The sequence below is a fragment of the Phyllobacterium sp. CL33Tsu genome, from assembly GCF_900113985.1.
GTDB classification, from domain to species: Bacteria; Pseudomonadota; Alphaproteobacteria; order Rhizobiales; family Rhizobiaceae; genus Phyllobacterium; species Phyllobacterium pellucidum.
Map to the genome: position 1 here is coordinate 1767928 of NZ_FORJ01000001.1, position 20344 is coordinate 1788271.

Genomic DNA, 20344 nt, shown 5'->3' on the forward strand with positions numbered 1-20344 from the left:
CTGCCATTGCCGAATTTACCTAGTAGATGCTGAAGGGAAAATAAGTGTTGTTGATACGATCATACGTCCCATTCAGCCGGAGATGATCGAGCGCCTCGTTGACTTTCTTGATCAATTCCACATTACCTTTTTGCGCGGTGATGTGCGCCGAGCTTTTGAGAAAGCCGTTGGTTACCGGATCGCCGACATAGTCGAACTTCGAGTTATTCGGCGATTGCAGGAAGGTCAGCAGGTCGATGGAATCCGCCAGCACCAGATCGACCTCGCCCGCCTGCAGCAGCTTTTGCGCTTCCGGCTCGTCCTTGGTCAGAACGATCTTGCTCTCCTTATAGGCCTTTTCCAGATATTCCGATTGGATCGTCTGCTTGCCGGCCGCGATACGCACGCCCTTGAGGGCGGCGGGCGCAACATCCTTGAATCGGTTCGGATCTCCTGCAAACGCCGAATGCGAACGATAGTAGGAGCTTGAAAACTCCATTCGCGCGGCCCGGGCATCGGTATACGACATGCTCGCTACGACGAGGTCGTATTCGTTGTTTTCCAGCCTGCCGAAAATCTCATCCCAGGGTATGGCAACGAGGGTGCATTCAGCCTTCATGTCCTCGCAGACAGCCTTGGCAATATCGACGTCGAAGCCCACGAGATTGCCATTGGCATCGATGGAATTGAACGGCGGATATGCGCCTTCCGTTGCAACTCTAAGTTTTAGGGCTTCCGCCGAAGCGCTGCCCGAGAGCAGTTGAAGTGCTACAGCAGCCACTGCCAGGATTGTCAATTTCATCGTTTGCCGTCCCCAATACCCCGATGATAGCAGAATCACTCGGACGAAATGAACAAACTATGATCGATCAACAATTAATCCGAACATGCTTGATTTAAGTTAAATATCAGAAGTTGCATTAGATTGTTCGCGCGATGCGTGCAGCATTTCTCTGATGGCTGCCGAAGTGGTCGGCCGGCCGAACAGCCATCCCTGCCCATCCACCTTCGGTACGAGAGCGGCAAAATAGTCGCGCTGCGCCTCTGTTTCGATGCCCTCGACGACGATGGCGAGATGATGCACGTGGGCCATGCCGATGATTTGAGGGATGATCGAGACCGACACAGATCCGGTACCAATGGTCCGGGTAAAGGAACGGTCTATTTTGATGCCATCGACGCTCAGTTCGCCAAGATAGGCCAAACTCGAATAACCGGTTCCGAAGTCATCGATGAAGATCTTGTGCCCGCGCGCCCGCAAGCGCCGTATCGCGGCGATTGCATCGCTGGAGTTGGCGGTGGATTGCTCGGTAATTTCGAGCAGGATCTGGTCGCTGGCAACGTTTGCCGCCTTCAGCCGGGCCGCGAGCCAATCGTTGAAGTGTCGATCGAAAAGGTCGGCAGCGGATATATTGATATTGATATGAAAATTCCGATTGGCCACCAGAAACGCCGCCATGTCGTCCAGGACGTGTTCGATAATACAGGTCGTCAGACGATTGATCAGGCCTGACTTCTCCGCAACCGAAATGAACACATCCGGCGAAATTGCTTCGCCATTGTCGCGCCAACGCGCCAGCGCTTCCGCCGCCACCGGTTTTCCAGTGACAATATCGACGATGGGCTGATATTCTACCGTCAGCCGCTTGCGCGCGATCGCCTGCTGCAGGCGCGCCTTCATGCTCATCGTGTTGCGGCGTAGCAGGATGAGGATCACTCCGAGCGCGCCGCCAAGCGCCGCTCCGAACAGGGTCAGAATGATCGTCATGGGCTGCTCCGATGCCTCGAGCCTGCCGACTTCGACATTGACCGTTACGCAGGCGGTTTTCCTGCAGACGTTGCGAAAGATCGTACCGCCCTGCCTCCCGCCGCCGGAGGGCCTGATCCTCCCGATTGCCCCTTGATTGAGTGTGCCGAAGAGACCGATCGTCTCGGGCATGCCAACGGGATTGAACATGACGCTGAACGTGTAGTCGGGATTTTTCAGCGTTTCGAAAGCTTGGGGATCAAGGACGACATTGGCCTGGCCAGTGCCGATGATCGGGGCGGTGGTGTTGGAGATGGCAAGACGTGCCTTCGTGTAGATCAGTTTGCCGTCCAATGTTTCGAAATCATGCGTGATCAGGGGCATTGGTTTGCGCCCCTTCCCGAAAACCGCAGAGCAATGAAAAGCGCCGTCCTTGACCCGTCCGAGATCCTTCAGGAACTTCGTTCGAAACAGAATATCGCGAAGGTAGCTGATTTCTTCGGTCGAGCAGAAAGGAAAGGGCGAGCCGTTGATAACGGCGAGCATGTCGTCGACTTCGGCAAAAACGTCAACCGCGCGATCAAGCACCTGATCGGTGTATCTGCGCATGTCGGCCCGATCGCTCGAGACGATCACCAGCTTGCTGATCCATGCACCGCAGATACCGCCGCCGATTATCAAGGCCGCGACGAGCAAACTCCTGAACCAGGCTCGATCGAAATGGCGCCGCATCCAGAAAATTCTCATCGTCTTTTCCAAGCATCGATCCGCCAAGCTTCCAGGTTAAGATCATCCTTGCACGGCAAGTCGTAAAATTTCTCTGACCGAATGACACGAGACAATAATCGTAGCGAACCCGAAATCCACGCTGTAAGTTGTGGCGAGGGTGGAGCCACAACGAGAAGATGCAGCCGGCGCGATCAGAGCAAGAATTCCAAAACATCCTTCGTCGTCTCGAAATAGCGCTCGACGCATCGCAGATCGGCGTCTGGGAGCACAATGCCGAGACGGGCGAGGTGATCTGGAATTCGCAGATGCACCGGCTCTATGGCACCGGCGGTACGCAGAGACGAGTTAGCTCGGAAATTTGGATCAATGCGATTCATCCTGACGATCGGGCAAGAGCCATGGAGGACTTCAATGAAGCCGCCGAGCTCAAGAGCGACTACGTCTCGGAGTTCCGGGTGATACTCCCGAACGGAGATATTCGTCACATCAGGTCGCGGGCGCATTATTACGACGACGGCAGCAGCGGCACGTTCGTTGGCGCCGAGTGGGACGTGACCGCCGATGTCATGCTTACCCGCGAATTGTCGAACCAGAAGGCGATCGCCGAAGCACGGACGCTTGCCCTCGAAGCCAGCACCGCTCAGATCGAGTATGCTGCCGAGCACGATTATCTGACCGGTCTTCCCAATCGGCGGTTCTTCGACAGGCGTCTTGCCGAACTGTCGAACGATCCTCTAAGGGAGCGCCTCGCCGTGCTCCATGTCGATCTCGATTATTTCAAACAGGTGAACGACACGGCGGGCCATGCCGCGGGCGATGCCGTGTTGAAGTCGGCGGCGTTGATGATCGCTTCCGTCGTGCCGGAAGGCGGCTTCGTTGCGCGCATGGGGGGCGACGAGTTCATCATCCTCCTTTCGGATTTTGCGACGATCCGGGAGCTGGAAGTTGTTGCCGAGCATATCGTGCGCCTCCTGAAGCAGGGCGTATCCCACGGCGGAGCATTGCTGCAGACCGGCGCCTCCATCGGCGTCGCATGGGTCAATGACGGCAACGCCTCGGGACTGCTCGCCGAGTCCGATATCGCGCTCTACCGCGCCAAAAAGCTCGGCCGCAACCGCGTCGAATTCTTTGCGCCGCACCTCAAAAGCGAACTTTCGCGGGACCGTCGCATCGCTGAACATGTGAAGCGGGGCCTTGAGCGCGGCGAGTTCGTGCCTTTCTACCAGATCCAGATCGATGCTGAGTCACGTGAAATCGTCGGTATAGAGGCGTTGGCCCGTTGGCGACACCCCAAGCGCGGCGTGCTCGGCCCCGAGGCCTTCCTGAAGGTGACAAATACGCTCGGCCTCATGGCCGATCTAGATGCAGCCATGTTGCGAGCAGTGCTGCGCGACCGGCAGGTCTGGCAGGAAAGCGGCATCGCGGTTCCACGCATTGCGGTCAACACATCGGCGGCCCGCCTGTCCGATCCGTTGCTGATCAACCAGCTGCGTCTTTTGCAGATTCCGCACAATGCGATTTCGTTCGAGCTCCTGGAGACGATCTTTCTCGACGAGCTCGAAGACGAGGTCCTGCTCAACATTTCCCTGCTGAAGCAAATGGAAATCGACATAGAGGTGGACGACTTCGGTTCGGGACACGCCTCGATCATCGGTCTCCTGAAACTCAAACCCAAGCGCCTGAAGATCGACGGGCGCCTGGTCATGCCAATCACGATCTCACCCGAGCAGAGGAGTCTCGTCGGGTCAATCGTTGGAATAGCCCGGGCACTCGGCATTGGGGTGATTGCAGAGGGCGTCGAGACCAACGAGCACGCGAAATTATTGCGGCGTCTTGGCTGCGATACATTGCAGGGCTATGCAATCGCCTACCCGGAACCTGCGGCGGACCTTGGCGCACGGCTGCTTGTCGAGCGGAGTAAAGGCTCTAGTGTTCCGTGAATGACTCCGGCATTCCTTGCTTGATTTTCCCGATCGGGAAGGGTTTCTGGAAATGACCGCGCGCACCGAGAAAACTCAGTTCGCGGTTTGCCGCCATTGCGGCCAGTTCATCCTCGTCGCGGATCCCGCTTTCGAACATTGCGATAATCGTTCGCGCAAGTTCATTGCACCGAGGATCGGTCCTTGGGCAACGATCTAGCAGAATCGAAGCGCGATTATGCGCGCGCTGCATGATTTCCCAATCAGTGGTCGTAAATATGCGTCTGTCGATTTCCAAAAAGGCCATGACACGCTCCCTCAGATAAGGCGAGAACACATCCATGATTGCGGGTCGCCTCCCGCTGGGCATGATGTGAGCTAAGCGCATTTTCCGAGCGCCAGCAAATCGAATTTATTTCCTCTTTTCCGCGGCCCACTTACCGCAATGCGGAATCGCGCCCTGCGGTTCCAAATTTCTCAAACGCCCTTGAACACATATCCGGCATCTAGCGTTCGCCTTCGAGGAGCCGCATCAGGCCGGTCTCGGGGCCGCTCAAACCCTTTCGATGAGGCGATCGCAGCAAGGCCTCGCCGAGTTCTCCAGCGTTGAAACTTTCGATTATCAACGGGTGCACGTAGCTCGACCTTGTCACGGCCGGGGTGTTGCGCAGAAATTCGCTGACATGGCGCATAGCCGCCGCAACAGCGCGCTTGCGCGCCGATTCACTTTGCGCCTCGATACCGGCCAGGAAGGCCAGTGCTCGTGCGGAACCGTGGAAGGTGCGAAAGTCCTTGGCGCTGACCTTCGAACCTGAAATCTCGCGCAGATATTCGTTGAGCTTGCCGGCATGAAGCTTTCGCCAGCGATTCTCGTCCTTGTACTGGAACAGCCGTCCCCGACGCTTCAACAGCCTCAGGCGCTTGACCGCAGACGGATCCTTGATCGTTATCTCATTGGTTTTCTTGGATTTGCCGGCAAAAACGAAGCTTGCAGTATTGCCATCGATCTTGAGGTCGGTGCTTTTAAGCGAAGCGATGCCACGGCCGCCATCCTTGGCATATTTTTCGTGACCGGCACGAAACGCCTTCTGGTCGATCAGCTTGATGGCAAGGGCAGCGAGTGGTTTTCCGGATGTCGGCTTGCTGCGCATGTCGCGCATCACCCGTTTGCGGATGCGCGGCAAGGCCTTGCCAAATGCAAGCAAACGGTTGGTCTTCATGCTGTTGCGCACGTTTTCCCATTTCGGATGATAGATGTATTGCCGGCGCCCGAGTACGTCCTGCCCGACAGCCTGTATGTGGCCCTTGGCGCTACCGCAGCAACGGACATCGGTCCAGGCCGGCGGGATGACGAGTGCCACGATACGGGCTTCGTCCTTGGGAGAAAGCGGCTTGCCGTCGATCCGTTTATAGCGGAAGCCCTTCTTAAAGGGTGTGCGGATTAACGTGAAATCTGCCGGATCGACCAGTTTCAGGCCAAGCTCTTCTGCATAATCTTCATATCCGCGCTTCACCGTCGTCTCCACATGTCTATTGCCGAGAAACGTGATTGCGGCGAGACTGTTCCAGCGCCGAGTGACGCGCATCGCAGTCAAGGGAGGAATGACCATGACGAAACTTGCTCTCTATGTTCCGCTCGAAGCAAAACCCGGCAAGGAAGAAGAGGTCGCGGCCTTTCTGAAATCCGCCTTGCCGCTCGTCAACGAAGAAGCGGGAACCGTCGCCTGGTTCGGCATTCGGATGGGGAAGAGCAACTTTGCAATCTTCGATGCCTTTCCGGATGAAAGCGCGCGGAACGCCCATCTTTCCGGCAAGGTTGCTGCAGCTTTGATGGCGCGGGCGGATGAACTTTTCGCCAGTCCGCCTCAGATCAACAAGCTTGAGGTTTTGGCGGCGAAACTGCCATAGTTATTATGCGGGAACGATTCGGCTGTTTGCAGCTTTCGTGCTGGACGGCAAGGAAAGGTTGACATGGCTCCTCGTTCTTTCTGGAAAGGCTATCTGAAACTGTCTCTGGTGACCTGTCCCGTGGCGATGGTTCCGGCTACGACCGATCAGGAAAAAGTGCGGTTTCATACATTGAACCGGAAGACCGGCAACCGCGTGGTCAGCCAATATGTCGATTCCGTCAGCGGCAAGGCTATCGACGAGGACGATCAGGTAAAAGGCTATCAGCGCGGCGAGGACGAATATGTGGTGCTCGAGGATGACGAGATCGATGCTGTCGCGCTCGAAAGCACGCGCACAATCGACATCGAGATGTTCGTGCCGCGCGAAAGCATCGAATGGATTTGGTACGACAAGCCGCATTACCTGACGCCCGATGATCCCGTCGGCGAGGAAGCTTTTGCCGTCATTCGCGAAGGGATGGTGGCGACAGGAAGGGTTGGTATTTCCCGCCTTGTCATGTATCGCCGCGAGCGGGCGGTCATGATCGAGCCGCGCGGCCGCGGCATCGTGCTGTGGACGCTCCGTTATGGCGACGAGGTTCGCGATGGCGACGCCTATTTCGGCGATATTCCTACCGGCAAGACCGATCCTGAACTGATGAAACTGGTGCAGACACTCATCGAGGAGCGCACCAAATCGTGGGATCCGAAGATGGCCGAAGATCCGGTGCAGGACCGTCTGCTCGAAATCATCGCGGCCAAGAAAAAGGGCAAGAAGCGTCCGGCAAAAGCCAAGGCGGCGGAAACGGAAGAGGCGCCCAGCAACGTCATCAACATCATGGATGCGCTGCGCAAGAGTATAGCGAGCGACAGCAAGCCGACGAAGAAACGGTAGGCAAGATCGATTTCTGTTGTTATCTACGAACGGTTTCGAATTTTAGAATGAATAATTTCAATCAGCAATTTGGGCGTCCATCGCTGACGCCGTGAGCCAAGAAGGCAAATTTGATATGTCAGCAGATTTTTATTGTTGGGCTGCCAGCGCCGGCATGACGCCTAGTGATCCGAATTTTGACGAATGGGTGGATGCTAAAACCGAAAGCACGGACAAAAAGGCCGCTCCGAACCTTGAAGCCTTTGCGGATGCTCTTCTCAAGCGATATCCGGATCTCGCTCCTCAGGGCGGAGCTACGATATGGACGTTCAGCCCGATAAAATCGACGATCTCCGACGACTTCATGTCGCTCCACCTCACCTGGGACGGTTTGCAGGAGGCTTTGGCCTTTATCGTCGAAACAGCGCACCGCCACGGCATCGACTGTTACGATCCACAGACTGGTGACTATTATCCTGCTCCTGTCCGAAGTTCACCTTCGCTGATCAGCAGATTATTCAAGGGTCTGTCTGGACGATCGAACTGAATAGCGGCACGGCTATGTCGGACGTAATATAGGGGAACTCCAGGCCCCTGATATAGATTGAGACTATGGCCGGACGGCACTCGATTCGGCCGTTCAGGTTTTCGCCCTCCTTCTCAGCTGGTGTCCGATCGAGCCATGTCAATTTCAGATGCAATATACCGTCCCTTCGAGAATCTGATCCAGCCACTCGATATCCCCTACAGGCCGCTGCCGTCCAGGGGGCCAGTGGCTGTCCTTCTTCACTTCGTCCTGATGTTTCGTGGCATCTTGATCACGCTCGCCCTCTGCACCATGGCGATCGAGGCCATGAACCTGACGATCGTCTGGGGCCTTTCTGTCATCGTCGATGGCGTCACACAGCAGGGTGCTGTCGCTTTCCTGCATAACGACCGAATGCTGCTGATCCTCCTCGGCCTGATGCTCTTCCCAGTCATCCCGATCGCGTCCTTTTTCGTCAATACGCTGAACTCGCACACGCTTGGGATCGGCATGCCGGCTGCCATTCAATGGCAGGGCCACAGGGCGGTCGAGCGGCAGGACCTCGCCTTCTTCCACGATCTCTATGCCGGCCAAGTCGCTTCGCGCCTGCAGCAGGTGGCGTCAGCCGTGCAGCAGCAGGTCATTTCCGCCTTCCAGTCCATCCCGCGATTCATCATGCAGATGGTCGGCTCCGTTGTTCTGCTGAGCGCGCTCTCCTGGCAGCTTGCGCTGCCGTCCATAATTTGGATCACGCTCAACGTATTGCTCGCCGTCAGGCTGGCGCCCGTCTTTACCGAGCGCTCACGGCGCTCCGCGCGGCGTCGCAGCCTGATTTCCGGCGCCATCACCGATCTTTACGCCAATATGCAGATGGTCAAGCAATTCGCCGCTGAAGACAGCGAGGCCGGTGCCATCAGAGGCATAATCGGCAAGGCGATCAAGGCGCAGCAGAGCGAACAGCGGATCTACCGTACGGCTGAGGTCATCGTCGTCGTCCTCAACATGATGCACTGGCTAGCGATCCTGTGGATCGGCTTTACCGGCCTCGTTGACGGTTTCGTTACGATCGGCGAGTTCACCGCCGCCGTCTATGTTCTCAGCCGCTTCTCCGGTCACACATTCACATTCCTGCAGATGGGCCAGCAGATCTTCCAGGCGATCGGCACGATCAAGGACGCCATGCCGGTAATGACGACACCGCCGACAATCACCGATCGGCCGGAGGCGGCCGAGCTTGTTGTGGACCGGGGCGAGATCCGATTCGAGAACGTCCGCTTCGCGTACGCGTCGGGCAAACCCGTCATTGACCATCTGTCCCTGACGATCCGGCCGGGCGAAAAGGTCGGCTTCGTAGGTCTCTCAGGCGCCGGCAAGACGACGCTCGCAAACCTGCTCCTGCGTTTCTACGACATCAAGGATGGCGCGATATCGATCGACGGCCAGGACATCCGCAGGGTAACGCAGTCCAGCCTTCGCCGCGCGATCGGCGTCATTGCCCAGGATGTCGCGCTGCTGCATCGTTCGGTCGGCGACAATATCCGCTATGGCCGGCCGGATGCGGCCCAGCACGAGATCGAAAGGGTGACGAAGATGGCGAGTGCCGATGGCTTCATCGGCGATCTCTCCGACAGTGAGGGCCGCAGGGGCTACGCCGCTTTCGTCGGCGACCGCGGCATCAAGCTCTCCGGGGGCCAACGCCAGCGCGTGGCCATCGCGCGCGTTCTCCTGAAAAATGCCCCCATCCTGATCCTCGACGAGGCGACTTCCGCGCTCGACAGCGAGTCCGAGGCCGCAATCCAGGAAAAGCTCAATCTCGTGATGGATGGGAAGACGGTGATTGCCATTGCGCATCGCCTTTCGACGATTGCCATGATGGACCGAATAGTCGTGCTCGATCAGGGACGCATCGTCGAAGAGGGAAGGCCCGACGAACTTGTGGCGACTGACGGCTTGTTTGCCCGCCTGTGGAAACGCCAGACAGCAGGCTTTATTGCCGAAGAAATCGACTAGAGCCGCTTTCTAGGCCTTCTTCGCGCGCGTTCCCTTCGGCTTTTCGATCGGCGCCGCTGCTGCGCGGAAATCGACCCAGGGGTCGGCCTTGTACGAGGCGATACGCGTCGGCGTGTTGAGGACGGTGAAGTAGGCGGGTCCAATTCCCGGGGTGAGCTCGCTCCATTCCAGCGGCATCGATACGGCCGCGCCCGCTCGTGCCCGCGTCGAATAGGGTGCGACCGCCGTTGCGCCGCGCTGGTTGCGCAGGTAGTCGATGAGGACCTTGCCGGTGCGCTTTGCCTTGGTGATGGTGGAGACGTAAAGTCCAGGACTGTCGGCAGCCATCGAATCTGCAATCGCCTTGGTAAACGCCTTGACCTCGGGCCATACCGCTTTCGGCTTGAGGGGCGAGACGACATGAAGACCCTTGCCGCCGGAGGTCTTCAGGAACGCCTTCAGGCCAGCCTGTTCCAGCCGCTCGCGCGTTTCCTCGGCCGCCCTTATGACCTGCTCCCACGGAACGCCATCACCGGGATCGAGATCCATGATGATCATGTCCGGACGTTCCCAATCCTTCACGGTCGAGCCCCAGGGGTGGATTTCGAGCACGGCCGCCTGCACGAGGCTGATCAGCCCGTCCAGATCCTTGATGCTGATCAGCGGCTCCTCATCCTTGTCCATCGGGTCGTTCACCAGGACAATGTTCGGATTGAGCCCTTTCCACGCGTGCTTCTGGAAGAAGGATTGGCCGGTGATGCCTTCCGGGCTTCGCAGCAGCGCCAGCGGCCGCCCGACGATGAAGGGCGAGATGTAGGGCCAGACCTCGGTATAATAATCCGCCAGTCCCTGTTTGGTTACGCCCTGATCGGGCCAGTAGATGCGATCGGGATGCGTGAGTTTCACGGTGGACCTCTGCGGTTTTATCTGCCCATTCATTTTGGGCGTCTCCCGGACAACCTCGTGCGCCGGCTTGTCCTCGCGCAAGCCGCGGAAGGCGGCGTGACGCAGATTGTTGTCGGCCGTCCAGGTGCGGAACTCGACGTCGGCGACGAGTTGTGGCTTGACGTAGCGCACCTGACGCGCCGCATCGGCGGCAAGACGCGCGACAAACGGGCTTTCCGGCTGACGGATACGCTCAAGACGACGAAAAAGATCCTCGGCGACGGCCGTGCTGTAGCCGGTGCCGACACGCCCGACATGTTCGAGCTTGTCGCCATTGTAAACGCCCATGACGAGTGAGCCGATTGCCTTGCGCGATGTCGTCGAAGGGACATAGCCGGCAATGACGAACTCCTGCCTTTGCGAGCATTTCGCCTTGATCCAGCTCTTGACCCTGCCCGACCGATAGGGCGCATCGCGCAGTTTCGAAACGATGCCTTCAAGGCTGAGCCGGCAGGCATGGGAGAGTATGTTCTGGCCGTCGCCTTCGAAATGCTCGCTGAACCGCACCATGCCCGTGCTGCCGCCGGCGATCTTCTGCAGCACCGCCTTGCGTTCGAGGAGTGGCAGAGCCTGAAGGTCATAACCGTCGAGATAGAGAAGATCGAAGACGTAGAAGATAAATCGATCCGTGCGGTCGCTGCTGAGATCTGCCTGCAACGCAGAAAAGTCGGAGGCTCCGGCGGAAGCTTCGACGACGAGTTCGCCATCGACCAAGGCGGTGCCGACCGCAAGTTCCTGCAGCGCGGCGATGATTTCCTTGCCGAACTTCTTGGTCCAATCGAGCCCTGTACGGGTGAGAAGCTTCACCCGGCCAGCCTCGATCCGCGCCTGCAGCCGGTAGCCGTCGAACTTGATCTCGTGAACCCAGCGTTCCCCCGATGGCGGCTTTGTCGAAAGCGACGCCAGGGCGGGTTCGACGAAAACAGGGAGCTTCGCCTTCTTCGCGCCTTTGATAGTCGAGGGATCAGGCATACTAACATCGACCGCTGGCGCAGGTGCTTTCCTTGCGGCCCGGGCTTTCGAGGCATCCTTGTCGATCTTGCCGGTTTTGGAGGACCATCCCGGTGCTTCGCCGGCGACGTCGCCGATATCCCGCCCGGTCTTCACCGATTCCGGCTTCTCCGCAAGAATGTCGGGGTCACCCGCCGTGCGCGCAGCGTCGTCCTCGCCCTTGATCAAAAGCCAGTTCTCGCGCTTTTCGCGTGGGCGGCCCTGCATGCGGACAAGATGCCAGCGGCCCGATAGTTTTTTGCCATGGAGTTCGAATTCGAGGTGCCCCTTGGCATACCCCCGATGCTCGTCGAATACGGGTGTCCAGGTGCCGCTATCCCAGACGATGACCGTGCCGCCGCCGTACTCGCCCTTGGGGATGGTGCCTTCGAAGTCGCCATATTCGAGCGGATGATCCTCGACATGAACGGCAAGTCGCTTCTCGCCGGGAACGAGGCTCGGACCGCGCGTCACCGCCCAGCTCTTGAGAACACCGTCCATCTCCAGTCGGAAATCGTAGTGAAGCCGTGTGGCGTCGTGTTTCTGGATAACGAAGCTGTTCCCGGCACTAGCCGCTTTGCGGCCCTTGGGTTCGGGCGTGGTCTTGAAATTGCGTTTCTTCCGGTAGGTTTCGAGCGCAACCATCGATCAGACCCAGATTCAGCTTGCTTTGCGCCTTGCAGGTTCGGCCTTTGCCTTGGTACCCGCCGCCTTCTTTGGTGCGGCCTTCTTTGCCGTCATGCCGGCGCTTTCGCGCAGTGCCTGCATGAGATCGACAACCTTTTCCGACTTCTGGGGTTTGCGAACCGGGATTGCCTTGCCCTCGAGCTTGGCCTTGACGAGTTCCGCGAGCGCGGATTCGTAACGGTCCGTATATTTCGAGGGATCGAACGTGCCGTGCTTGGTATCGATGATGTGCTTGGCAAGTTCGAGCATTTCGCCTTTGATCTTCATCTCGGGCACGTCGTCGAATGCTTCCTTGGCGGAGCGCACCGCGTAATTGAACTGCAATGTCGTCGCGAGCAGCCCGGCATCGTCCGGTCGTATCAGCAGCGTGCGCACGCGGCGAAAGAGGACGGTCTGCGCAAAAGCTGCAACTTTCTTGGCTTTCAGACCTTCGCGGATGAGCGCGAACGCCTCCTGGCCATGTTTATCGCCGGGCGTCAAATAATAGGGCTTGTCGAAGTAGAGATCGTCGATCTCATCCATAGGCACGAATGCCTCGACATTGAGGGTCTTGTCGCTTTCGGGAACGGCCGCTGCCACCTCGTCCGGCTCAAGGACGATATAGTCGTTTGAGCCGACTTCGTATCCCTTGACCTGATCCTCTTTTTCCACCGGCTTGCCACTGTCGCTGTCGATGAACTGTCGCATCACCCGGTGTCCGGTGGCGCGATTTATGGTGTGGAAAGCGATGCGGTCAGATGTCGACGCGGCGGTATAAAGGCTCACGGGGCAACTCAGCTCCGCTACTTTGAGATAGCCTTTCCAGTTCGCACGTGGCGCCAATACTCAACTCCTTCGGCTACGCAACAAATGCCGGGGAACACGGTTGGTTCCGACCTTGGTAGCATACTATGCCGAAATTGTTAAATTGCGATAGTCCGTGCTTTTACATGCGCGGCGCGGCCCGCGCCCCAGCCGAAAAAGGCTACGCCTATGCCCAATAGTACGAACAGGATCGCGGTCGCGGCGTAGCTGCCGGTAACGCTGTGGATCAGGCCGACAAGCAGCGGACCGACCGCGGCAAGCATATAACCAATGCACTGCGCCATCCCTGAAAGGTGCGAGGCGACGTGCGCATCGGGCGAGCGCAGAACGATGATCGTCATGGCGATGGCGATGAGACCACCCTGTCCAAGCCCCTGCAGGACCGCCCAAACCCATACGGTCGATAGCGGTGCGAACAGGAACCCCATCAGCCCGGTGATTGCAAGTGCAATGAGCGCAAGGTTGACGCCGCGCTGGTCATTGCAGCGCACGGCGATGGAGGGCACGAAAAGGCAGGCAAAGACCTGGACCATGACCGAGACGGAAACGACGAGGCCAGCCGTTACACCATCCATGCCGCGCTCGCGCAGGATCGGCGACAGCCAGCCGAAAATGCAATAGGCGAGGGCGGACTGCAGTCCCATGAACAGGGTGACCTGCCAGGCGAGACGGTCGCGCCACAATCCTTCGACCCTGAAGCCTGCATGCTTGGTGCGGACCTTGCGGAAGAAGGCATGCGGGAACCAGATTGCAGCCACAACAAGCGCAGGCATGGCCCACGCGCCGAGCGCGAGCGACCAGGAGCCGCCGAGCATGCGTTGCAGCGGAAGGGTAAAGCCTGCCGCGGTTGCCGCTCCGGCGCAAAGCGCCATCGTATAGAGGCCCGTCATCAAACCGGTGCGACTGGCGAAGTCGCGCTTTACCAGTCCCGGCAGCAAGACGTTGCCGATAGCAATGCAGGCGCCGGCAAGGGCGGTACCGATGAACAAGAAGGGCAATTGCAGGCCGCGCAGCGCAGTACCGAGCGCAAGGAGCAGGAGCACGCCGAGCAGCGTGCGTTCTGCGCCAATGCGCTGGGCCAGTCTCGGCGCGAGTGGCGCGAAGATGCCGAGGCAAACGACGGGGAGCGTCGTCAAGACGCCAGCTCCGAAGGACGATAATCCGGTCTGCGCGATGATCTCGGGCAAAAGGGCCGATGCGCTTGAAAACACCGGACGCAGATTGAATGCAATCAGCACAAGGCTGAGGCCGGTGACAATGGCGACGCTGCGGCTCGAAAATTGCGGCGCACGCGGCTCCGGCACGCTGTCGGCTTCGGCGTTGATCAGCTGATCACCGATGACCGCCTCAGCGCGGGATTTGGATGGCATGTGGTTCATGATGCAAGCAACCGGTCAATTTCGTCCAGGATGGGAGCCATGAAAGCCCGAGTCGTCGACGCGGCAAGGTCGGGATCGCCGGAGGCAATTGCATCGACGATCGAAAGGTGCGCCGCCATGTCGGGTTCCGGAAGTTCGCCCGTCACGGTCGCCTTGATGACTTCCTGAATCGAGGCGGAGAAAAACTCGTAGACTTCGACGAAGGCGAGATTGTTCGAAGCGGCCACGACGGCCTTATGGAAGGCGAGGTCGCGCTGAACATAGCGATCATGATTGGCCGGATCATATTCGCCGCGATCGGCGAGCAGTTGCCGCAAATACGCTATCGTTTCTGGCCTGTGGCGGGCCGCAGCGAGCCTTGCCGCCTCGACCTCGAGCGCACAGCGCGTCTCGACCTGATCGCGCAGCCCGGTGCGTCGCATCCGCAGCAGGCTTTCATCCGTGTCGATCACGGACAGAACATAGGTCCCCGATCCCTGGCGTGTTTCCAGGTAGCCTTGCGCGACGAGGACGCGCACAGCTTCACGGACGGTGCCGCGGCTGACGCCAAGCATGTCGGCAAGCGTCGCCTCGTTCGGAATGCGGTCGCCAACCTTCCAGCGATCGGTGGTGATTTCCGCCCGGATATTATTAACTGCCGTTTCGGCAAGATTGGTGCGCGCAGCGGGCTGCATGGCAAAAGTCCTAAAGTCATCTGATGACTTGACTAATACGACTGGTAAAACGGGATGTCAATAAACACCGCTGGATTGCAAAGTATGGCCGGGGTCCCCGGTTCAATGCCGGCGTGAAAGCTCGCGGGTTGCCGCTTCGAGACCCGCCAGTGTCAACGGATACATCCGGTGCGCGAAAATCGTGCGGATCATGGCTGTCGAGGCCGTATAATCCCAACAGCTTTCCTTGGTCGGATTGAGCCAGACTGCGTTGTTCCACTGGTCGAGGACCTCCCCGAGCCAGGCGGCACCGGCCTTCTCGTTCCAGTGCTCGACCGAGCCGCCCGCATGCGAGATTTCGTAGGGGGCCATTGCCGCGTCGCCAACGAAGATGACCTTGTAGTCCGGTCCATATTTATGGATCACGTCCATGGTCGGAATGCTTTGCGTGTGGCGGCGGCGATTGTCCTTCCATACCGCCTCATAGAGGCAGTTGTGGAAGTAGAAATATTCCATGTGCTTGAATTCCGATCGCACTGCAGAGAACAGTTCTTCGGCGACCTTGATGTGCTCGTCCATGGAGCCGCCGACGTCGAAGAACATGAGCAATTTAACATGGTTGTGCCGTTCTGGACGGGTTATGACATCAAGATAGCCATGTTCGGCGGTCGACCTGATAGTTCCGGAAAGGTCGAGCTCGTCGTCGGCACCCTCGCGAATCCAGCGGCGCAGGCGCTTGAGCGCCACCTTGATGTTGCGCGTGCCGAGTTCAACGCTGTCGTCGAAATTCTTGAACTCGCGCTTGTCCCAAACCTTGACGGCGCGCCGATGTCGGCTCTCATCCTGGCCGATGCGCACGCCTTCGGGGTTATAGCCATAGGCGCCGAAAGGCGAGGTGCCAGCGGTTCCGATCCATTTCGAGCCGCCTTGGTGCCGGCCCTTCTGCTCTGCAAGCCGCTGGCGCAGTGTATCCATCAGCTTGTCGAAGCCACCGAGAGCCTCAATGAGTTTCTTTTCTTCCTCGCTGAGATGCTTTTCGGCAAGTTTGCGCAACCACTCCTCGGGAAGATTGGCGATATTGATGCCGTCTTCGCCGCCGAACGCTTCGATGCCCTTGAAGACATGGCCGAAGACCTGATCGAAACGGTCCATGTGGCGCTCGTCCTTTACGAGCGCGGAGCGGGCCAGATAGTAGAAGCCTTCCACATCATAGTCGACGAGTCCCGCTTCCAAGCCTTCGAGCAGCGTCAGATATTCCCGCAATGAAACGGGAATGCGCGCCGCCTTCAGCTCAAGGAAGAAGGGGATGAACATCAGACAGTCTTCACGTATTTGATGAACGGCGTGACCTTGGCGATACGGTCATAGAGCTGCCGCGCTGTCGCATTGTTCTGGTTGGTCGTCCAGTAGACCGAATGCGCCCCTGCCTTCGTGGCTTGCGCGTGCACAGCCTCGATCAGTGCGCGGCCAATGCCTTTGCCTCGCACCTCCGGATCGGCGAAAAGGTCCTGCAGATAGCAGACGTTTTCAATGCTCCAGCAATGGCGGTGAAAGAGATAGTGGGTAAGGCCAACCGGCTTGCCATCGAGTTCGGCAATGAAGCCGCGATACTCGTGGTCATTGCCTGACGTAAGCCGCTCGAAGGTCGTGCGGTAGACTTCTTCCGGCACCGTCGTCTCGTAGAAAGTCAGGTATCCGGTCCACAGCCGCCGCCACTCGGCCTCGTCTGATTTCGCCAAAGGGCGGATTTCAACGCTCATCCCTGCCTCCTCGCCATGAAGGCCAGTCGTTCAAAAAGGTGGACATCCTGTTCGTTCTTCAGCAAGGCGCCGTGCAGCTTCGGCAGCATGTTCTTCGGATCGGTCCGCAGATCCTCCGGCGCTATATCGTCGGCGACAAGCAGCCTGATCCAGTCGAGCGCCTCGGAGGTGGACGGCTTCTTTTTCAGGCCCGGAACGTCGCGGATCTCATAGAACTGCGTCAGTGCGGCGCGGACCAGATTTTGCTTGATGCCGGGATAATGCACCTCGACGATTTTCGCCAGGGTCTCGACATCGGGGAAGCGGATATAGTGGAAGAAGCAGCGCCGCAGGAACGCGTCCGGCAGCTCCTTTTCGTTGTTGGAGGTGATGACGACGATCGGCCGATGGGCAGCGCGGATTGTCTCCCCGGTTTCGTAGACGAAGAACTCGTTGCGGTCGAGTTCCTGCAGCAGGTCGTTCGGAAACTCGATGTCCGCCTTGTCGATCTCGTCGATGAGGAGAACGACCTTCTTCGGCGCGGTGAATGCGTCCCAAAGCTTGCCGGGCTTGATATAGTTGGCAATGTCGTTGAAGCGGGCATCGCCAAGCTGGGAATCGCGCAGGCGGCTGACGGCGTCATATTCGTATAGTCCCTGTTGCGCTTTCGTCGTCGATTTGACGTTCCACTCGATGAGATCCAGCCCGAGCGCCGCCGCGATCTGGCGCGCCAGCTCGGTCTTGCCAGTGCCGGGTTCGCCCTTGACGAGCAGCGGACGCTCCAGGGCGATCGCCGCATTCACCGCAATCATCAGATCCTTGTCGGCCACATAGGCCGCCGTGCCTTCAAAGCGCATGGTCATTCCTTTCGTGAGCCCGCGAGATTAGGGATGGCGCAGCGTCGGGGCAAGAGGTTGAAATTAGCCGGCGACGGTACTGGTGCAATTGCGCGCGCCGTCCTATATTCGGCTTGGCGCTCTGCGCTTCTCGACAGGAGAGACATATTCCCCGGGGCCTTAATGATCCCTTAGGGAGCTGTCCCTGAGGAGGCCCGTGGGCCTCTTCACACGGCGCCCACCTACTTTGTAGGTTCCCGGGATCGACTTCTCCATCGGTTGTGTGGACGCCACTTTTGTTTTTCACGCCATCAAAGCCTTGCCGTGACGCATCACTCCCCCATCAAAGAGTTGAAGAAGAAACTTCGCCTCGAGGCACTCGGGCGGCGCGACGCGCTGACAACCGAGGCGCGGATCGAGGGGTCGATGCGCATTGCCGATATCGGTCTCGCTTCCTTCGCCCTCGAAGCTGACGCCATCGTTTCGGGATTCTGGCCGATCCGGTCCGAAGTCGATTTGCGGCCGCTGCTTTTCGGTTTGCGTGAACGCGGCGCCCGGCTATGCCTGCCGGTCATCATCGACAAACAGACGATCCTGTTTCGCGAACTCGTGCGCGGCGCGCCCATGGTCGAGACCGGTTTTGGCACGGCCGGACCGCCTGCGGAGGCCGCAGTGCTTGATCCGACCTTCATGCTTGTACCGCTCGCAGCCTTTGATGCGCGTGGACACCGCATCGGCTATGGCGCCGGCTATTACGACCGGGCAATCGCCAGGCTTGAGGACAAGGGGCTAAATCCGCGCCTCGTCGGCGTGGCGTTCGACTGCCAGGAGGTGGAAATCGTGCCGGACGAGCCGCATGACATGCCGCTCGAAGCCATCCTGACGGAAAGCGGGTTGCGCAGTATCAATCGGACGGATAAATCCATTCGATGATGCACGGCTCGCCAAGGGTGGCGGCCGACCCGGGATGCGTAAGTGAGATTACTTTTTCTAGGTGATATGGTGGGCCGGTCGGGGCGAACAGCTGTGTACGAACAGTTGCCCGGCCTTATATCCGACCTCAAGCTCGATTTCACCATCGTCAACGGCGAGAACGCCGCGGGCGGCTTCGGCATCACTGAAGAAATCTTCCACGATACGATCAATGCCGGCGCGGATGTCGTCACCACCGGCAATCATGTCTGGGACCAGCGCGAGGCATTGGTCTTTGCCGCACGCGAAGAGCGCTTCCTGCGGCCCGCGAACTTTCCTCTCGGAACGGCGGGTAAGGGGTCGGGGCTTTTCATCGCAAAGAACGGCGCCCGCGTCCTTGTCGCCAACATCATGGGCCGGGTGTTCATGCATCCGGACCTGCATGATCCCTTTACCATCGCCGAGGAAATCCTTGCTGCCTGCCCGCTCGGCGAACAGGCCGATGCGGCGGTATTCGACTTTCATGCCGAGGCGACGAGCGAGAAACAGTGCTTCGGCCATTTCGTCGATGGCCGCGCGAGCTTCGTCGTCGGGACGCACACCCACGTGCCGACGGCGGATGCGCAGATTCTCAATGGCGGCACTGCCTATATGTCCGATGCCGGCATGTGCGGTGATTACGATTCCTCCCTCGGCATGGACAAGGAGGAACCGCTCAACCGCTTCCTTTCCAAAGTGCCGAAAGGACGTTTCGAGGCGGCAAGCGGCAAGGCGACGATTTGCGGCGTCGGTGTCGAAATTTCAGACAGGACCGGCCTTGCCGAGAAAATTGCGCCGCTGCGCATAGGGCCGCGCCTGGAGGAGACGATCCCCTCCTTCTGGAAATGAGTTGATCTTGCGAGGCGCCAACACCACCTGCGCATCCAATAGACTTCAGAACATCTATTATCTTTGATTTTGCACCATCCGGGCCAACAGCAACACAGGAACGACCCCCATGGAAGCGCTACTTTCCCATTTCGATTTCATCTATCGGCCCGAGGGGCTCATTGCCCTTGTCACGCTTGTGGTGATGGAGGTCGTCCTCGGCATCGACAATCTCATCTTCATTTCAATTCTGACCAATAAATTGCCGAAAGAGCAGCAGGCCCGGGCCCGTCGCCTTGGGATCAGCGCTGCGCTGATCTTGCGCCTGGTGCTGCTGTTTACGATTTCGATCATCGTGCAGTTGACGGAACCTGTCTTCGAAGCCTTCGGACATGGTTTTTCCTGGCGGGATCTCATCCTGATCGCCGGCGGCCTCTTTCTGGTCTGGAAAGCGACGAAGGAAATTCACCATACGGTCGATCATGAAGATGCCAAGGAAGATGTCATCGGCAAGACCGTAACCCTGTCCATGGGCGCGGCGATCATGCAGATACTTTTGCTCGATCTCGTCTTCTCGGTGGATTCGATCATCACGGCGGTCGGTATGACCGACGAGATTGCCATCATGGTCATCGCGGTTCTGGCGGCGGTTACAGTGATGCTGCTCGCAGCCGAGCCCTTGTCGCGGTTCATTGCCGCCAATCCGACTATAGTCATGCTTGCCCTCGGATTCCTCCTGATGATAGGCATGACGCTTATCGCCGACGGGTTTGGTTTCCATGTACCGAAAGGCTACATTTATGCGGCAATGGGCTTCTCGGCTCTCGTCGAAGCGCTTAACATGCTGGCGCGGCGAAGGAGGAAGAAGAGCCACTGACCT

Annotated in this window: 19 protein-coding genes and 1 other RNA gene; 9 read left to right on the forward strand and 11 right to left on the reverse strand. The window is 58.6% G+C overall.

Annotated elements, in window-relative coordinates; translation table 11 throughout:
* Positions 1-19 precede the first annotated feature (19 nt).
* A complete protein-coding gene (locus tag BM074_RS08630) occupies positions 20-781 on the reverse strand; it encodes a transporter substrate-binding domain-containing protein (protein WP_091921097.1) in 762 nt (253 codons plus the stop codon).
* 99 nt (positions 782-880) lie between these two features.
* Complete coding sequence (locus tag BM074_RS08635; RefSeq protein WP_091921099.1) at positions 881-2473, reverse strand: EAL domain-containing protein; 1593 nt, start codon at positions 2471-2473, stop codon at positions 881-883.
* A 158-nt stretch (positions 2474-2631) separates the two neighbouring features.
* Between BM074_RS08635 and BM074_RS08640 the strand changes: the two genes are divergently transcribed.
* Positions 2632-4395: a putative bifunctional diguanylate cyclase/phosphodiesterase gene (locus BM074_RS08640; protein WP_091921100.1), complete on the forward strand. Its 1764-nt coding sequence runs from the start codon at positions 2632-2634 to the stop codon at positions 4393-4395.
* On the opposite strand, the gene BM074_RS08645 is transcribed toward BM074_RS08640, so the two are convergent.
* Together BM074_RS08645 and BM074_RS08650 are read right to left on the reverse strand one after the other, a co-directional pair.
* Complete coding sequence (locus BM074_RS08645; RefSeq protein WP_175492328.1) at positions 4382-4681, reverse strand: hypothetical protein; 300 nt, start codon at positions 4679-4681, stop codon at positions 4382-4384. The two genes, BM074_RS08640 and BM074_RS08645, sit on opposite strands and share 14 nt — an antisense overlap.
* A gap of 199 nt (positions 4682-4880) precedes the next feature.
* Positions 4881-5984, reverse strand: a complete 1104-nt coding sequence (locus BM074_RS08650) for a DNA topoisomerase IB (RefSeq protein ID WP_091921102.1) — start codon at positions 5982-5984, stop codon at positions 4881-4883.
* Between BM074_RS08650 and BM074_RS08655 the strand changes: the two genes are divergently transcribed.
* From BM074_RS08655 to BM074_RS08670, 4 genes are all read left to right on the forward strand, one after another.
* Complete coding sequence (locus BM074_RS08655; protein ID WP_027231228.1) at positions 5983-6282, forward strand: putative quinol monooxygenase; 300 nt, start codon at positions 5983-5985, stop codon at positions 6280-6282. The two genes, BM074_RS08650 and BM074_RS08655, sit on opposite strands and share 2 nt — an antisense overlap.
* A gap of 63 nt (positions 6283-6345) precedes the next feature.
* Positions 6346-7158 (forward strand): non-homologous end joining protein Ku, encoded by an 813-nt coding sequence (locus BM074_RS08660; RefSeq protein ID WP_027231229.1) that lies wholly within the window; start codon positions 6346-6348, stop codon positions 7156-7158.
* A 91-nt stretch (positions 7159-7249) separates the two neighbouring features.
* Complete coding sequence (locus tag BM074_RS08665) at positions 7250-7684, forward strand: hypothetical protein (RefSeq protein ID WP_139217639.1); 435 nt, start codon at positions 7250-7252, stop codon at positions 7682-7684.
* A 135-nt stretch (positions 7685-7819) separates the two neighbouring features.
* Positions 7820-9673 carry an ABC transporter ATP-binding protein gene (locus BM074_RS08670; RefSeq protein WP_091921106.1) on the forward strand — a complete coding sequence of 618 codons (1854 nt, stop codon included), beginning with the start codon at positions 7820-7822 and terminating at the stop codon, positions 9671-9673.
* A gap of 9 nt (positions 9674-9682) precedes the next feature.
* Here the strand turns inward: BM074_RS08670 and ligD are convergent, their stop codons facing one another.
* From ligD to BM074_RS08705, 7 genes are all read right to left on the reverse strand, one after another.
* The gene (gene ligD, locus BM074_RS08675; protein WP_091921108.1) at positions 9683-12232 is read right to left on the reverse strand and encodes a DNA ligase D; all 2550 of its coding nucleotides are present in this window, start codon (positions 12230-12232) and stop codon (positions 9683-9685) included.
* A 15-nt stretch (positions 12233-12247) separates the two neighbouring features.
* Positions 12248-13096, reverse strand: coding sequence for a non-homologous end joining protein Ku (locus BM074_RS08680; RefSeq protein ID WP_027231233.1), 849 nt, complete (start codon positions 13094-13096; stop codon positions 12248-12250).
* A gap of 80 nt (positions 13097-13176) precedes the next feature.
* Positions 13177-14457, reverse strand: a complete 1281-nt coding sequence (locus tag BM074_RS08685) for a CynX/NimT family MFS transporter (protein ID WP_091921110.1) — start codon at positions 14455-14457, stop codon at positions 13177-13179.
* Positions 14454-15131: a FadR/GntR family transcriptional regulator gene (locus tag BM074_RS08690; RefSeq protein ID WP_091921112.1), complete on the reverse strand. Its 678-nt coding sequence runs from the start codon at positions 15129-15131 to the stop codon at positions 14454-14456. Before BM074_RS08690 ends, BM074_RS08685 begins: the two co-directional genes overlap by 4 nt.
* 102 nt (positions 15132-15233) lie before the next feature.
* Positions 15234-16424: a vWA domain-containing protein gene (locus BM074_RS08695; protein ID WP_091921122.1), complete on the reverse strand. Its 1191-nt coding sequence runs from the start codon at positions 16422-16424 to the stop codon at positions 15234-15236.
* A complete protein-coding gene (locus BM074_RS08700; protein WP_027231237.1) occupies positions 16424-16870 on the reverse strand; it encodes a GNAT family N-acetyltransferase in 447 nt (148 codons plus the stop codon). Before BM074_RS08700 ends, BM074_RS08695 begins: the two co-directional genes overlap by 1 nt.
* Positions 16867-17706, reverse strand: a complete 840-nt coding sequence (locus BM074_RS08705; RefSeq protein ID WP_027231238.1) for an AAA family ATPase — start codon at positions 17704-17706, stop codon at positions 16867-16869. Before BM074_RS08705 ends, BM074_RS08700 begins: the two co-directional genes overlap by 4 nt.
* A gap of 115 nt (positions 17707-17821) precedes the next feature.
* On the opposite strand from BM074_RS08705, the gene ssrS reads away from it, so the two are divergent.
* The 4 genes from ssrS (at position 17822) to BM074_RS08725 (ending at position 20341) form a co-directional block, all read left to right on the forward strand.
* Positions 17822-17978: non-coding RNA, 6S RNA (gene ssrS, locus BM074_RS08710), on the forward strand.
* A 31-nt stretch (positions 17979-18009) separates the two neighbouring features.
* A complete protein-coding gene (locus tag BM074_RS08715) occupies positions 18010-18618 on the forward strand; it encodes a 5-formyltetrahydrofolate cyclo-ligase (RefSeq protein WP_091921123.1) in 609 nt (202 codons plus the stop codon).
* A gap of 42 nt (positions 18619-18660) precedes the next feature.
* A complete protein-coding gene (locus BM074_RS08720) occupies positions 18661-19485 on the forward strand; it encodes a TIGR00282 family metallophosphoesterase (RefSeq protein ID WP_091921125.1) in 825 nt (274 codons plus the stop codon).
* 109 nt (positions 19486-19594) lie between these two features.
* The gene (locus tag BM074_RS08725; RefSeq protein WP_027231241.1) at positions 19595-20341 is read left to right on the forward strand and encodes a TerC family protein; all 747 of its coding nucleotides are present in this window, start codon (positions 19595-19597) and stop codon (positions 20339-20341) included.
* Positions 20342-20344 lie beyond the last annotated feature (3 nt).

What these genes read in the sequence shown, in the direction of transcription:
- BM074_RS08725 (WP_027231241.1), top strand. Translation starts at nt 19,595, where the DNA reads ATGGAAGCGCTACTTTCCCATTTCGATTTCATCTATCGGCCCGAGGGG.
- BM074_RS08650 (WP_091921102.1), bottom strand. Translation starts at nt 5,984, where the DNA reads ATGGTCATTCCTCCCTTGACTGCGATGCGCGTCACTCGGCGCTGGAAC.
- BM074_RS08635 (WP_091921099.1), bottom strand. Translation starts at nt 2,473, where the DNA reads ATGAGAATTTTCTGGATGCGGCGCCATTTCGATCGAGCCTGGTTCAGG.
- BM074_RS08655 (WP_027231228.1), top strand. Translation starts at nt 5,983, where the DNA reads ATGACGAAACTTGCTCTCTATGTTCCGCTCGAAGCAAAACCCGGCAAG.
- BM074_RS08660 (WP_027231229.1), top strand. Translation starts at nt 6,346, where the DNA reads ATGGCTCCTCGTTCTTTCTGGAAAGGCTATCTGAAACTGTCTCTGGTG.
- BM074_RS08685 (WP_091921110.1), bottom strand. Translation starts at nt 14,457, where the DNA reads ATGAACCACATGCCATCCAAATCCCGCGCTGAGGCGGTCATCGGTGAT.
- BM074_RS08700 (WP_027231237.1), bottom strand. Translation starts at nt 16,870, where the DNA reads ATGAGCGTTGAAATCCGCCCTTTGGCGAAATCAGACGAGGCCGAGTGG.
- BM074_RS08670 (WP_091921106.1), top strand. Translation starts at nt 7,820, where the DNA reads ATGTCAATTTCAGATGCAATATACCGTCCCTTCGAGAATCTGATCCAG.
- BM074_RS08705 (WP_027231238.1), bottom strand. Translation starts at nt 17,706, where the DNA reads ATGCGCTTTGAAGGCACGGCGGCCTATGTGGCCGACAAGGATCTGATG.
- BM074_RS08690 (WP_091921112.1), bottom strand. Translation starts at nt 15,131, where the DNA reads ATGCAGCCCGCTGCGCGCACCAATCTTGCCGAAACGGCAGTTAATAAT.
- BM074_RS08630 (WP_091921097.1), bottom strand. Translation starts at nt 781, where the DNA reads ATGAAATTGACAATCCTGGCAGTGGCTGCTGTAGCACTTCAACTGCTC.
- ligD (WP_091921108.1), bottom strand. Translation starts at nt 12,232, where the DNA reads ATGGTTGCGCTCGAAACCTACCGGAAGAAACGCAATTTCAAGACCACG.
- BM074_RS08645 (WP_175492328.1), bottom strand. Translation starts at nt 4,681, where the DNA reads ATGGCCTTTTTGGAAATCGACAGACGCATATTTACGACCACTGATTGG.
- BM074_RS08695 (WP_091921122.1), bottom strand. Translation starts at nt 16,424, where the DNA reads ATGTTCATCCCCTTCTTCCTTGAGCTGAAGGCGGCGCGCATTCCCGTT.
- BM074_RS08640 (WP_091921100.1), top strand. Translation starts at nt 2,632, where the DNA reads ATGCAGCCGGCGCGATCAGAGCAAGAATTCCAAAACATCCTTCGTCGT.